Origin of the sequence: Posidoniimonas corsicana, assembly GCF_007859765.1 — a bacterium.
Lineage (GTDB): Bacteria > Planctomycetota > Planctomycetia > Pirellulales > Lacipirellulaceae > Posidoniimonas > Posidoniimonas corsicana.
This window is the reverse complement of the sequence record NZ_SIHJ01000004.1, coordinates 438,080-450,728: the sequence shown is the minus strand read 5'-3', so window position 1 is coordinate 450,728 and position 12,649 is coordinate 438,080. Positions and strand designations below refer to the sequence as shown.

General features: G+C 66.5%; 10 protein-coding genes and 1 tRNA gene. 9 read left to right on the top strand and 2 right to left on the bottom strand.

Going from position 1 to position 12,649, the window contains the following annotated elements; genetic code table 11:
• Positions 1 to 571: 571 nt before the first annotated feature.
• A complete protein-coding gene (locus tag KOR34_RS23180; RefSeq protein WP_146568503.1) occupies positions 572 to 2,047 on the bottom strand; it encodes a diguanylate cyclase domain-containing protein in 1,476 nt (491 codons plus the stop codon).
• Positions 2,048 to 2,406: 359 nt separating this feature from the next.
• On the opposite strand from KOR34_RS23180, the gene KOR34_RS23175 reads away from it, so the two are divergent.
• Together KOR34_RS23175 and KOR34_RS23170 are read left to right on the top strand one after the other, a co-directional pair.
• Positions 2,407 to 3,975 carry a two-component system sensor histidine kinase NtrB gene (locus KOR34_RS23175; protein ID WP_146568502.1) on the top strand — a complete coding sequence of 523 codons (1,569 nt, stop codon included), beginning with the start codon at positions 2,407 to 2,409 and terminating at the stop codon, positions 3,973 to 3,975.
• Between the two features lie 43 nt (positions 3,976 to 4,018).
• Positions 4,019 to 4,912, top strand: coding sequence for a response regulator (locus KOR34_RS23170; protein ID WP_146568501.1), 894 nt, complete (start codon positions 4,019 to 4,021; stop codon positions 4,910 to 4,912).
• Between the two features lie 36 nt (positions 4,913 to 4,948).
• Here KOR34_RS23170 and KOR34_RS23165 read toward each other — a convergent pair.
• A tRNA-Arg gene (locus tag KOR34_RS23165) sits at positions 4,949 to 5,021 on the bottom strand.
• 404 nt (positions 5,022 to 5,425) lie between these two features.
• Here KOR34_RS23165 and KOR34_RS23160 point away from each other — a divergent pair.
• From KOR34_RS23160 to KOR34_RS23130, 7 genes are all read left to right on the top strand, one after another.
• A complete protein-coding gene (locus tag KOR34_RS23160) occupies positions 5,426 to 6,646 on the top strand; it encodes an AAA family ATPase (protein ID WP_146568500.1) in 1,221 nt (406 codons plus the stop codon).
• Complete coding sequence (locus tag KOR34_RS23155; RefSeq protein WP_146568499.1) at positions 6,643 to 7,992, top strand: CpaF family protein; 1,350 nt, start codon at positions 6,643 to 6,645, stop codon at positions 7,990 to 7,992. The genes KOR34_RS23160 and KOR34_RS23155 overlap by 4 nt, the downstream gene beginning before the upstream one ends.
• Positions 7,989 to 8,936, top strand: a complete 948-nt coding sequence (locus KOR34_RS23150) for a type II secretion system F family protein (RefSeq protein ID WP_146568498.1) — start codon at positions 7,989 to 7,991, stop codon at positions 8,934 to 8,936. The genes KOR34_RS23155 and KOR34_RS23150 overlap by 4 nt, the downstream gene beginning before the upstream one ends.
• A 17-nt stretch (positions 8,937 to 8,953) precedes the next feature.
• Positions 8,954 to 9,883, top strand: a complete 930-nt coding sequence (locus KOR34_RS23145; RefSeq protein ID WP_146568497.1) for a type II secretion system F family protein — start codon at positions 8,954 to 8,956, stop codon at positions 9,881 to 9,883.
• Between the two features lie 35 nt (positions 9,884 to 9,918).
• On the top strand, positions 9,919 to 10,341 hold the full coding sequence (locus tag KOR34_RS23140) for a TadE family protein (RefSeq protein WP_228714746.1): 423 nt from the start codon (positions 9,919 to 9,921) through the stop codon (positions 10,339 to 10,341).
• Between the two features lie 6 nt (positions 10,342 to 10,347).
• Positions 10,348 to 10,824 carry a TadE/TadG family type IV pilus assembly protein gene (locus KOR34_RS23135; protein ID WP_146568495.1) on the top strand — a complete coding sequence of 159 codons (477 nt, stop codon included), beginning with the start codon at positions 10,348 to 10,350 and terminating at the stop codon, positions 10,822 to 10,824.
• 96 nt (positions 10,825 to 10,920) lie between these two features.
• Positions 10,921 to 12,645: a pilus assembly protein TadG-related protein gene (locus KOR34_RS23130; RefSeq protein ID WP_197531685.1), complete on the top strand. Its 1,725-nt coding sequence runs from the start codon at positions 10,921 to 10,923 to the stop codon at positions 12,643 to 12,645.
• Positions 12,646 to 12,649: the final 4 nt, after the last annotated feature.

Below are 12,649 nucleotides of genomic sequence, written 5' to 3'. Positions count from 1 at the left end.
CAAATTGTCAAAGATCGCTTGGCCGCGGCTCTGGCCGCCACCCGAAGGTGACGGACTTTACCATCGGCCCCGGCCACAATCTGCCGGGATTGCTTCCCCGCGACTTTCGCGGCTGGCGGGGATAGGGCCTCAGGAGGCCTTACCCCCGGCGGCCGCTTGGCTGCACTGGGGAAACGAGAATACTACCGCGTGTTCGCTTCCTTGTCAAAGGCCTTTGGGGAGAAATCCAAAAAAGATTTTGGCGGCTCTCCATTCCGCGGCCTTTGTCGCTGGCCAGCTTACCGGGTGCGGCTGGCGGCAGAGAGGCGTGCTCTCTAACCGTGTCCGCGGCCCCGTTGGCCAAGCGAAAGAAGGATGCTGCTGGACTCGGGTGACCCCGAGAATCAACTGCATCGGCAGGATAATAGCACACCTTGAATCTATCTCAATGGGGGCGCCTGGAATTCCTGCCAGGTTTTTTGAAGAGCGCCTTCACACGGCACGCAACCGCCGCGTGGCAGCTCGTTTCGCGCGGCCGCCCTGCCCCGTCGCGGCTTACGCCGCGTCAGCGGTTCCACCATTGAGACAAGAGCTACACCAGCAGCGGTTCGTCCTGGTCGGTCACGTCTGCCAGCGCCGACTCGGCGCGGGACAGCAACTGCGTGGCGGTCTCCAACTCCTGCACGGTGGTGTACGTGAACCGCGCGTCGAGCGTGAGGTTCTGGTCGCCAACCGGCACGGCGCAGAGCGAGAGCGCCGAGTTGGCCCGACGGGCGATAACCTCTGCGTCGGCGGCGGTGGTGTTGGGCAGCAGCACGCCGAACCGGTCGGCGGCCAGCATGCAGACGGTGTCCATCTCTCGGAGTGTGCTGATCAAGAACTGGGCCACCGAATCCAGCAGGCAGCGGCTCGCGTTCTCGCCGTAGTTGGCCTGGATCTCGCCCGCGCCATCGAGGCCGACCACCAGCACCGAGAGCGGCGTGCCGCTGCGCTGCGACTCGGCGACGCGCTGCATCAGCTGGTTGACGAACACCGTGCGGCTTGGGAGCTGATCGAGCAGGTGCCCGACGGCCGGCTTCTCGGCCGCCTTCTCTTTCTTCTCTTTTTCTTGGGCCATCCTGTCGAGCACCGCGTAGCACTCGCCCTCGATGTTCACATAGCCGCGGTTACGGCCTTCGTCCTTGGAGATGTAGAGCGCGTCGTCCGCGCGGCGGAGGATGCGTTTAGCGTCGTCGCCCTGGCTAATCTGAGCCACGCCGATGCTGGCGGTGACCTTGAGGTTCTTGCCCTCGTGTTCGAGAACGCCCCCCTCGATCTCCGTCCGGACTCGTTCGGAGAGCGCCATGGCGTCGTGGAGCGACGTGGCCGGCAGCACGATGGCGAACTCCTCACCGCCGTAGCGGCACGGGATGTCCATTGTGCGGGTGCTCTTGCGCATCGCGGCCGCGACCCGCTTGAGCACCTCGTCTCCGGCCTGGTGGCCGTGGGTGTCGTTGAAGTTCTTGAAGTGGTCGACGTCGAGGATCACAAGGCAGAACGGCGTCTGCTTGCGTTCCCACTCGGCGAACCGCCGCTTGAGCTCGTCGTCGAACGCGCGGCGATTGGCCAGGCTCGTGAGCGAGTCGGTGCGGGCCTCGCTCTCGTGGATCGCGATCTCGGCCGCCTGGGCCTTGATCTGCTTCTCGGCCTTCTCGAGCTTCTTCTGGAGCATGTCGTTGGCCGAGACAATCCGTGTCAGCGCCGTGGTGACGATGGACTGGTCCACCACGCCGTGGGCGTCTTCGGCGGCGCGCAGGTCGCGTGAGATCTGCTCGACGCAACGCGAGTGCTTGCCGACGTCAGACGCCACGCCGGTGGCGATGTCGTGCAGCTGGCCGGTGGCCAGCAGCGCCCGCTCGAGCGCTAGGCGTTTCTCGAGCGCCACCTCCTGGGCGTTGCCCTGATCGTCGTCGCCGGGGCGTTTCTTCCCACCAAAGAAGAACGCGCCAGCAACGAACCCAATCCCGATCGCCAGGCAGGCGAACAGCAGGTTGATCAGCATCCAGGGTAGTGGTGAACTAGCCGCCATGGGTCTTGCTCGGCCGTGGGTGGTGTCGAACGCATCAGGGTTCGTGTAACGCTCGTCCAACCGGTTGGGCCGGTGTAGAGCGTCGTGCAAACATACGCCGCTAGCGGGCCCCTGCAAAAAGTTGCTTAAGAATCCAGTTGCTCCGATTCCTCGGGCTGTGCCGGCCGCGCCTATTCGACGGCGTCACGACGGATGCCGCTGTGGCTCTGCTCCGCCAGCCCAGCGGCATCTACGCATTTAGCTGTGGGTTGACCGGTATTCCACCTCCCTCGGCCGCCGTCCGACCTACACGTATGGCAGCCCTCGGCATTGCGCCGGGGCGCTGAACCGATACCCTTGAAGGTCTCCGTCCCGATCCGATGTGCTCTCAGGTGCTGCCTCAATCTGTGTGCGGTGAATGGACCCCCAGAGACCCCTGGGAGAGGGCGCTGGGAGCGTCTAGCGATGGCCTGTGGGAATGGCGTCCAAACGGCGAGACTTGGTGCGCCCCACAGTTCTGGCGATTGCTGGGGTACAGCGTCGCCGATACGGCGGCGGGCCGAGACTTCACCAGGCTCCTGCACCCGTCCGACCGCTTGCCGGTCGCCGAGCAGCTGCACGAGTGCTGCGAGGCGGGCAGGCCCTTCGACATGCAGTTCCGCCTGCAGGCTCAAAGTGGTGAGTTCTTGTGGGTGCGGGCCCAGGCAGCCGCCTATCGAGACGACGAGGGGCGCTCGTACTCGGTCGCGGGTTCGATCAAGGACATCACTGGCTACAGAGCAACCGCTGAAGCGTTGCGGGACCGTGAGAAGCGTTTCTACCGAAGGCAGCGACTAGACGCTTTGGACTGCCTTGCCGGCGGTATCGCGCACGAGTTCAACAACCTCATGCAGGCCGTCCGGGGCTACATCGAATGCGCATCGAGAAGCCTGCCACCTGAGTCCGACGCGGCCCAAGACCTCGCCAAGGCGTTGCTGGCGGTTGGGCACTCAACCGAACTTACCGGGCGGCTACTCAACTTTGCGGGGTCCGAAGAGCAAGACGAGCATCTCGTGGACGTCGGCGCCGTCGTGGCCGCAGTGACGGAACTGGTTAGGCCGATCATTGGGAGCGGGATCGTCCTCACCTGTCGAACGTGCGAAGAGCCGCTCACGGTCCTCGCCGATGAGACCGCGTTACGGCAGGCGCTGCTGAACCTGTCCATCAATGCCCGCGACGCGATGGACGGCGTCGGTGAGCTGACGATCGAATTCCACCCGTTCTGGCTAGCAGCGGAGCACGGGGCGACGGTTGGCGAACTCAAACCAGGCGGGTACGCCCGCATCCTGGTCACCGACACGGGCGTCGGGGTACCCAGCCACTTAGTCGAGAAGATCTTCCAGCCGTTCTTCTCAACCAAGGAGGTGGGCAAGGGATCCGGGCTGGGCCTGCCCTCGGTGCTAGGCGCCGTGGAGGCCTTCGGTGGCCACGTAGAACTGCATACGACGCCCAACGTCGGCACGACCTTCGCCATCTATTTGCCGCTGATTAAGGGGACGGAGGTCGACCGGTCCCCTGAAACCCGCCCTAACCGACGAGTCCTACTCGCCGCTCCTGAGTCGCCATTCCGAGAGTCGACGCGGAGGATGCTCGAGTCGATCGGCTGCCGCGTCACGTGCTCCGACGGCATCGCCGCTGCGCGCGAAGTGCTGGGCGTCCGCCCAGACACGTTTGACCTGCTACTTGCGGATGTCGACGCACGTACCGCGGCGCTGCGAGACGAGCTTGCCGGGCTCAAGGCCGTTGCACCCAGCCTGCCGTGTGTCGTCACCGCGGGCGTCCGGCACGTGGTCAAGCAGGATCTGGCGGACATGGACGACATCAACGTGCTGCAGAAGCCATTGGACGCCGCAGCGTTGGCGGCGGGGCTAGCAGCCGCTATGCGCTACGACCCGATGGCCACGGAGTAGTACCCTTCGGCCGCAAGGCCTCGCTCAGAGCGAACACGCCAACATGGAATTCACCGGATACCGAGCCCTCGTGGTTGACGACGAGCCGTATGTGCGCGAGCTTGCCTCGCGCGCGTTGGCTAAGCGTTCGCTGCAGTGTGACGTGGCGTGCAACGGCGAGGAGGCGATGCTGCTGGCGGGCCGGTACCCGTACGACGCGGTGGTGACCGACCTCCGTATGCCCCGCGTCCACGGACACGCCCTGGCTGCCGAGCTGCTGTCCTGGCCAAACCGGCCGAAGATCGTCGTGCTGACCGGTCTGGCGGAGCCGCGGCTGGTGGAAGACCTGCGGCGACGAGGCATCGACGAGATCCTGCAGAAGCCCGTTGACTTTGAAGAGCTGGCGGCTCGGGTTGCGTCGCTTATCGACCCCGCGTTCGTCGACGACGACGACCGCGAGAGCCCCAAGTCGATCAAGCTGCTGTCGACGATCGAGCGATCGCTGCTTGAGCTCAGCGAGATGTTCTCCGAGCGGCTGGAGGGGGTCTTCGAGATCAGCGAAGCCATGACCGACCCGCCGGCGGCCGTGAACGACTTCATCCACCGCCTGGAGGAGGAAGAAGCGCTCGCCGAGCAGAGCACGACGAAGAAGCTCCGCGACCGCGACGTGCAGAAACGCCGCCGCGAACGCGCCCGCGTGCGGTCGGTGGCGCTCGCCGTCCCGGTGACGCGTCACATCGCCCGCTGCGGCGAGCCGTTCACACTAGCGGTGCGGGACATCTCGGAGTCGGGCGTCCGCCTACTCCATACGCGGGCCGTGACGTCCGAATTCCTGGCCCTGAAGTGGACCTGTCAGACGCTCCCGTTCCGCGAGATTGAGGTGGTCAGCAAGGTGATGCGGTGCGAACCGATGAGCCGCTTCTACGACTACGGCTGCCAATTTGTGCTAGCCGACTAGCCGCGCCGCCGGCCCTCGAACGGCCGAACTAAAGAGCGCCCCCGGCAGGATTCGAACCTGCGACACACGGTTTAGGAAACCGATGCTCTATCCCCTGAGCTACGGGGGCTTGGCGGATCGACGGGGAGTCCATTGCGACCGTCCCGGCGCATCACTCGATCGGGACAGTGTACCAGCGGCGGCGGCGGCCGGGTAGTTGGCTGCGGTGGCTGAATCTAAAGGTGTTGCAGCGTAGCGGCCGCCGGCTTCCCACCCGACTGATAGGAGTGCTGGAAGGGCAATGCTAGGTGAGTGTGGATCCGCAGCGCGACGCGTCCGCTGCGTGTGGCTAATACGCACGGTGAATAGCCACGGGGCGGCGATCGCAGACGTAGGTTTGCACGGCGACGCCCTCCGACATGGGACGATAGGTGCCCCATCTCAACCGCTCAGAAAACGCAGGCGACTACCCCCCTCACCAAACCTTCGGCGCCGCGGCCACAACACCGGGCCGTCTACGCCGGTCTACCTCCTATGCAACTCTGGATCGTCAGCAACAGCGAGCCAACGACCGCGCGGGTGTTGAACACTCTCAGCGATCTGGACTTTGACTGCCCTCTCGAGCATGTGCTGGGGCTGTCGACCGTGCTGGCGGACTCGTTCTCCTGGGACATGGGCGAAGGTGTGGTGTTCGTTACAGCCGACGAGGTTTCCGGCGACCTGATCGGCTTAGTATCAGAAATCCGCTCGAGCAGCAGCAACTCAATCGTCGTGGTGGCGCCGGCATCCGACTCGCGCCGGATGCTGCAGGCGATTCGCGCCGGCGCGGACGACTTCCTGGATGTCGAGAGCGACCTGCGACGCGAGATCGGCGACCTGGTGACCCGGGTGTTCTATGAGCAGCGGCGCTCAGTGGGCCGCGGGCGGCTCGTCAGCGTGTTCCCGGCGTACTCGCAGGGCGATTGCGATCTAACCGCGGTGAACCTAGCTGCGGCGTCCGCACGAGGCGGCCGGTCGTGCGCTCTGCTCGACCTCAACCTCAGCGGCGGCGACCTGGCGACCTACCTCGGGGTGAGCCCGCAGCACACGGTCAACGACCTTGTACACCAACCCGACGGCATTGACGAGGGAATGCTGCACCAGGCAATGACCCGGCACGATTCAGGGCTCGCGCTGCTGGCGGGGCCTCCGTCGATGTGCTCGCCGGATGACGACGCCCACCACGCGTGCCGCACCATCGCCTCATTGGCGCAGGACAGCTTCTCGCTCGTGTTCGCCTGCCTGACCGGCGCACACTCGCCCGAGAGCGTCCAGCTGCTGGAGCGGAGCGACTCGCTTGTAATGACGATGAGGCTCGACTTGATCTCGATCTGTCGGGCGAAGAAGCAGCTCGATCGCCTGCGGGACCTCAGCGTTTCCACCGGCGCGCTGCGTGTCGTCGCGTTGGAGACCAGCGGCGCCGTGCAGCTGCCGCTCAAGGAGGTGACCCGCGTGCTGGACCTCGAGGACGGCATCGTCTGCATCCCCGACGACCAGCAGGCGGTCAGCATGTCGGTGAACATCGGCGCGCCGGTCGTGCAGGAGTCGCCGGCGTCGGCGGTCTCCAAGGCGTTCGTCGAGCTGGCGGGGACACTGGCAGAACGGACGCGCGAAGCCAAACCTCCGGCGAAGGCGGCCGCGAGTCAGGGGTCGGTGTTCTCGCTCGCCTCCAGCATGTTCCGCGGCGCCAAGACCAACCCGGGAAGTAAGAAATGAACGAACAGACTGGCCGATCCGGCTCGCAGGACAAATCCCGCGACACACGCTTCCAGCGGCTGAAGTCGGAGCTCCACGAGCAGCTCATCAGCAGTGTCGACTTCTCCGTGCTTAAATCGGTTGATCCCGACGTGCTGCGGGGTGAGCTGCGACGCGGCGCCGAGGCGCTGTGCCGCAAGCACTCCGACCTGTTGAGCCAGTCGGATCGTCAGCGGCTGATCGACGAGCTCGTCGACGAGACGCTCGGCCTCGGCCCGCTCGAGTCGGTCATGCACGACCCGACGGTGTCGGACGTGCTGATCAACGGACCCCACTGCGTGTACGTCGAGCGCCGGGGGCGGCTCGAGCCCACCGACCTCCGGTTCCGTGACCAGGACCACCTGCTCGATATCGTCCAGCGGATCGTAAGCCGGGTCGGGCGGCGCGTCGACGAAGCGAGCCCGATCGTCGACGCCCGCCTGGCCGACGGGAGCCGGCTCAACGCGGTGATCCCACCGCTGGCGTTGGACGGGGCGCTGGTCTCGATCCGCAAGTTCTCTAAGAAACCGCTCACGCCAGGCGACCTGGTCGCGCGGAAAGCGGCGACGCCGCAGATGCTGGAGTTCCTGGCCGCGTGCGTCAAGGCAAGGCTGAACATCCTGGTCGCTGGGGGCACCGGCAGCGGCAAGACCACCCTGCTCAATGCGCTGTCCCGGTTCATCCCCGAGGACGAACGGATCGCCACCATCGAGGACGCGGCCGAGCTTCAGCTGCAGCAGCCCCACGTCGCGCGGATGGAGACCCGCCCCGCCAACCTCGAGTCGCGCGGCGAGATCACCTCGCGCGACCTCGTCCGCAACGCGCTTAGGATGCGTCCCGATCGGATCGTGGTCGGTGAGTGCCGCGGGCCCGAGGCGTTCGACATGCTGCAAGCCATGAACACCGGCCACGACGGCGGGATGTCGACCATCCACGCCAACGACGCCCGCGACGCGATGAGCCGGCTCGAGCTGCTGGTGGGGATGGCGGCGCCGGAGCTGCCGATGTGGTTCGTCCACCGGCAGATCGCGTCGGCGATCCACATCGTCGTCCACCTGGCGCGGCTCAGCGGCGGCGAGCGGAAGATCCTGCAGATCTCAGAGATCACCGGCGTGCAGCGCGAGACGATCAGCATGCACGACTTGTTTGTGTTCAACCAGACCGGCGTCGACGCCGACCACCACCCGATCGGCCGGCACGAGGCGTGCGGCATCCAGCCCAACTGCCTCGACCGGCTTGTCGCGTCAGGGGTCGGCGTGCCGAGGGAGTTGTTCCGGCAGGGCGAGTGCCCCGTCGAGCGGATCGACGCGGTGGGGGCCCAGTCATGACCGACAACGCGGTGCTGATCGCCGTTTTTGCGGCTGTGTCGTTGCTATCGGGCGCCGTCGGGCTGGCGGTGTACCACTGGGCGTTCCGCTACCGCGACCTCGTCAACGCCCGGCTGCACGAGCTCGCCCGGGACGATGCGGACGCGGCGTCGGTTTCGCTGTTCAAAGAGAGCGGCCAGCGCGGCGCGTCGATGCTTACTGCCGACTCGCTGCGTGCAACGCTTCAGCGGTTGATTGACCAGTCGGGGCTACGGTGGACGGTGGGCACGCTGGCTTGGGCGACGGCGGCCGCCGCCGCGGCAGGCGCCGCGGTTGCACTCTCTGCCGGGGTCGGCAACACGGCGGCGGGCGTCGCCGCCGCGTGCTGCAGCGCGGCGCCGATCGCACTGCTCTACTCCAGGCGGCACAGCCGAACCAAACGCCTGACCAAGCAGCTGCCCGAGGCGTTTCAGCTGATCAGCCGAACCGTTCGCGCCGGACAAACCGTACCAGCCGCGCTCAAGCTGCTCTCCGAAGAGTTCAAGCCGCCGCTGTCCGAGGAGTTCGCGCTCTGCTACGAGCAGCAGAACCTCGGCATGAGCAAGGAGTCCGCTCTCCGCAAGCTCGCCGACCGCACGGGCATCCTCGAGCTGAAGCTGTTCGTGGTGGCCGTGTTCGTTCAGTCCAAGTCGGGCGGCGACCTCATGACGCTTCTCGACAACCTAGCGCTTATGGTTCAAAAGCGGCTCCGGCTGAAAGACCGCGTGCGTGCGCTAACCGGCGAGGGACGGATGCAGGCCAACGTTCTGCTGCTGCTCCCGCTGGCGGCGATGGCCGCCATCCTGGTGCTGGCCCCCGAGTACGCCGCGTCGATCATGGCCCGCCCGTGGCTGCTGCTCGCGACCGCCGGCGCCCAGTTGGCCGGCGTGTTCTGGATCCGCAGGATCGTGAACTTCGACTACTAGTCACCTTAGATGCAAACATGATAAGTCAACAACAGATCTACGCCGCGCTGGTGTTCACCGCAATCTCTGGAGCGGTGTACGCGGTCCTGCACCTGTGGGACCCACGGCAGCGTGCGATCCGGACCCGACTCCGCGAGGTCGGCGGCGACGGCGACCGCGGACCCGCCGGGGCGCTTGAAGCCGGCGGGTCGGGCGGCGAGCGAGACCACTCTCCCTTGGGGGGGCTGCTGCCGCTATTCGGGGCCGAGGACCGTGCCCGCGTCGAGCAGCGGCTGAGCTTCGCGGGGTACTACCGATCGGCCAACTCGCACTGGTTCTTCTTCGCGCGTTTTTTGATGGTTGCGTTCGCCGCCACGAGCGTAGCCATGCTGTACGTGTTCAACCTGCTCGCCGCCGGCGTAGCAATGCCGGCGGCGCTGCTGGCGTGTGGCGCCGCGTACTGTGCTCCGGGCCTGTGGCTGGAACGAGCGATCAGGGTCAACCACAACAGCCTGCGGAAGTCGCTGCCGGACTTCATCGACCTGACGATCATCTGCCTCGAAGCCGGACTCAGCCTGCAGGAGGCGGTGAAACGAGCCGGTGAGGAGATGCGTTCAGTCCATCCAACGCTCGCCCGAGAACTCGATCTCGTGCAGCGTGACATCGACCTTGGCTCGACCATCGACCAGGCGCTAAAGCGATTTGCCGTCCGAACCGACTACGAGGGGGTCGGGCTTCTGAGCAGCCTGGTCAAGGAAGCCCAGCGGTTCGGCACCAATATCGGCGACGCTTTGCGGAGCCACGCGGACATGCTCAGGAACCAGCGGGAACAGCTCGCCGAAGAGAACGCGCAGAAGGCGTCGGTCAAGATCCTCCTGCCGACGCTGCTGCTGATTTTCCCCGCGATCTTCGTCGTGCTGGTGGCGCCCGCCCTGCTGCAGATCCAGGACGCGTACGCGGCCAAATAGGAACAGGGGACGAAGGGATAAAAAACGCCATGGCAATGAGAGGCAAGAACACTGCCCCCCGACGGGGCACCGCGGCCACGGAGTTCGCGATCTTGATCCCGCTGCTGATGCTGATCGCGCTGGCGTGCTGCGACTTTGGACGGATCGCGGACGCCCGGATGGTGCTCACGAACGCGGCCCGCACCGGCGCCGAACTGGGCGCCTCGCGCGGCTTTACCGCATTTACCTACGACGCCTGGGAGGCGTTGGTACGCGACGCGGTGCTCGACGAGATGCAGCACTTCCCCGGTTTCCAGGAACCCGACTTGGATGTCAGCGTGACGACCACCATCGGCCCCGACGACGTGGTTCAAGTGGAGGTTGGCGTAGGGCACCCGTTCCGCACACTGATCTCTTGGCCCACGCTCCCGAACGAAACAGGCCTCGAAGAGCAGATCCACTTCCGACAGTTCCGCTGATCCTGCATGCCACGCCCGCTACGGCCAACACACGTCTCCCAGCCAAACGCAGCCAGATCGGCCGCGTCGGCGGTCGAGTGTGCGCTGACACTGCCCGTCATGCTGCTGGTCGTGTTCGCGCTGCTGGATCTGGGCGTCGCAGCGGTGCGGGACAACACCCTTTCCAAGGCAGGACGGCAGGTCGCGCGTGAGGCAGTCATGAGCAGCCGGTTCGCACCAGCCGGGGTACCGAGTTGGGGCCCGGCCACGTACTCGGGCGTCCTGGACGACGGCCAGATCGCCCCCCTCGTGGCGGGCACGCCCCTGCCCCTGCTCTCTGCGGATGAAGTCGCGGTGACCGTGGAGTGGATCGATGGCGACAACGCGCCGGGCGATCGCGTGCGGGTGACGCTTGCGTACGACCACGCGCCGTTGCTGGGATCGCTCCTGCCGTGGGGACAAACGGCCCTGCGGTCAGAAACCACCATGTGCATCACGCACTAGAACCGGCGCTACGGCGCCGCCTTGGAGGCCACGATGCGAGAGATCACTTACACCACCTCTGACTGCCCTCACACTGCCAGTAGGCGCCGCGGGAAGGTGCTCGTGCTCCTCGCGGTGCTGCTGCCCGCGTTGATCGCGGTGGCGGGACTGGTGCTCGACGGCGGCGTGGTCATGGACGAGCACCACCGGCTGCAGCACGTTGCCGACGGCGCGGCGACCGCGGCGGCGGTGGACCTGCGTCTCGGGAACCCGTCGGCGACGGCGATCGCCACCGCCGAGCAGTTCGTCCACGCAACTTCAGGGATGCCCGACGCGCAAGTTGTCGTATCGATCCCCCCCACTTCGGGCGACTTCGCCGGCCTGGCGAACCACGTGCAGGTCGACGTCCAGCGTGACTACCAGACCGTCATCCTGCGCGGCGCTGGCGGGCTGATGTCGAAGCCTATCAGCGCACGCGCGGTTGCCGGCGTGGCCGACGCGACCGACGGCGCCGCCATCATGGCGCTCGACCCCGATCCGGCGCCCATCGATCTCGGCGCGGTGGACGACACGCTGTCCGCCGTTGCGGTCACATCGGTGGTCCAGCAAGCAGTCGCCCAATCTCCAGCAGTCGACTACCTGGCAGGGGTCCCAATCGTCGGTGGCGTGGCGTCCGCGTTGCTGTCCGATGGGCTCGAAGCGCTGCTGCCCGACTTTCTTACCCAGACGCTGACGCAAGCGTCGACCGACCTGGCGCCGCTGCCGCTCCCCACAATTACCGCGGGGCTCGAGGTTGAGGGCCTGGGACAAGTGCGAGTCGAGGGCGCGGTGCTGATCAACACGACCTGGGGCGGCGTGGACCAGGACGGACGCCCCGCAGGCGTCAGCGCGGGGCCGCCCTACGGGTCGGCCTGCATGCCGCTGTTGCCGACGACCCAGCTACTGGCAAGCGACATACGCGTTACGGGCGGCGTGGACGATCAGGACCAGTACCAACCACTCGACCCGGATGACGAGTCGCCGCTCAGGGCGAACATGCTGCCCACGGACGACCCGCTGGAGGCTCTCCCGCCCCCCTCAACGTCCGTCGATGCGACCAACGTCAGCGGCGCGGTCCGCTCTCCGTCCCACGCCATCGCCGTGGCATTGTCCGCTAGCGACGCCGCTGCGTTGCTCGGCGACGTGCTCAGCGGCCTCTCGCCGCTGCTGCAGCCGTTGCTCTCGGCCGTGCTGACCCCGGTGTCCGACCTCCTCGAGAACCAGACGCTTCAGCCAGGGGTGTACGACTCCATCACGGTCGTCGCGCCCGTCGGGGGCGTCATATTCGAACCCGGGGTCTACGTCATCCGCGGCCGGAGTCCGCTCACCAACCTGTCGCTTCTAGCGCTGGGCCCGGTCCAAGCCGACGGCGCCATGTTCTATATCACCGACTCCGCCTCCTACGACGCAACCACGGGCATGCCGGACGCGGGCGTTGACGCGTCGACCGCCCCGCCGGCTTCCGTGGGAACGGTGGTGCCGAGCGTGGTCCTTGCTCCGCTCCTGGCCGGCGCCGCGTACACCGGGCTGCAGGACCCAACCAGCCCCTACGACGGGGTGCTGGTGTACCAAGCCCGGAGCGACCGTCGCCCGATCGTGATCGATGCGCAACACCTCCTCGGGGGCGGCGCGCTGTCCGGGACCGTTTACGCCAAGTGGGGCCACACCATCCTGCTGACGGGCGCAGGCTCGTGCGGTCTCCGGATGGTGAGCGGCACCATGCGGATCGTCACGGTTACGGACGCCACCATCAACCCTGTCGACCTGCTGCCCGCGGCACAAGACGTCTACCTACTGGAGTAGCCCG

What these genes read in the sequence shown, in the direction of transcription:
- KOR34_RS23180 (WP_146568503.1), bottom strand. Translation starts at nt 2,047, where the DNA reads ATGGCGGCTAGTTCACCACTACCCTGGATGCTGATCAACCTGCTGTTC.
- KOR34_RS23175 (WP_146568502.1), top strand. Translation starts at nt 2,407, where the DNA reads ATGTGCTCTCAGGTGCTGCCTCAATCTGTGTGCGGTGAATGGACCCCC.
- KOR34_RS23170 (WP_146568501.1), top strand. Translation starts at nt 4,019, where the DNA reads ATGGAATTCACCGGATACCGAGCCCTCGTGGTTGACGACGAGCCGTAT.
- KOR34_RS23160 (WP_146568500.1), top strand. Translation starts at nt 5,426, where the DNA reads ATGCAACTCTGGATCGTCAGCAACAGCGAGCCAACGACCGCGCGGGTG.
- KOR34_RS23155 (WP_146568499.1), top strand. Translation starts at nt 6,643, where the DNA reads ATGAACGAACAGACTGGCCGATCCGGCTCGCAGGACAAATCCCGCGAC.
- KOR34_RS23150 (WP_146568498.1), top strand. Translation starts at nt 7,989, where the DNA reads ATGACCGACAACGCGGTGCTGATCGCCGTTTTTGCGGCTGTGTCGTTG.
- KOR34_RS23145 (WP_146568497.1), top strand. Translation starts at nt 8,954, where the DNA reads ATGATAAGTCAACAACAGATCTACGCCGCGCTGGTGTTCACCGCAATC.
- KOR34_RS23140 (WP_228714746.1), top strand. Translation starts at nt 9,919, where the DNA reads ATGAGAGGCAAGAACACTGCCCCCCGACGGGGCACCGCGGCCACGGAG.
- KOR34_RS23135 (WP_146568495.1), top strand. Translation starts at nt 10,348, where the DNA reads ATGCCACGCCCGCTACGGCCAACACACGTCTCCCAGCCAAACGCAGCC.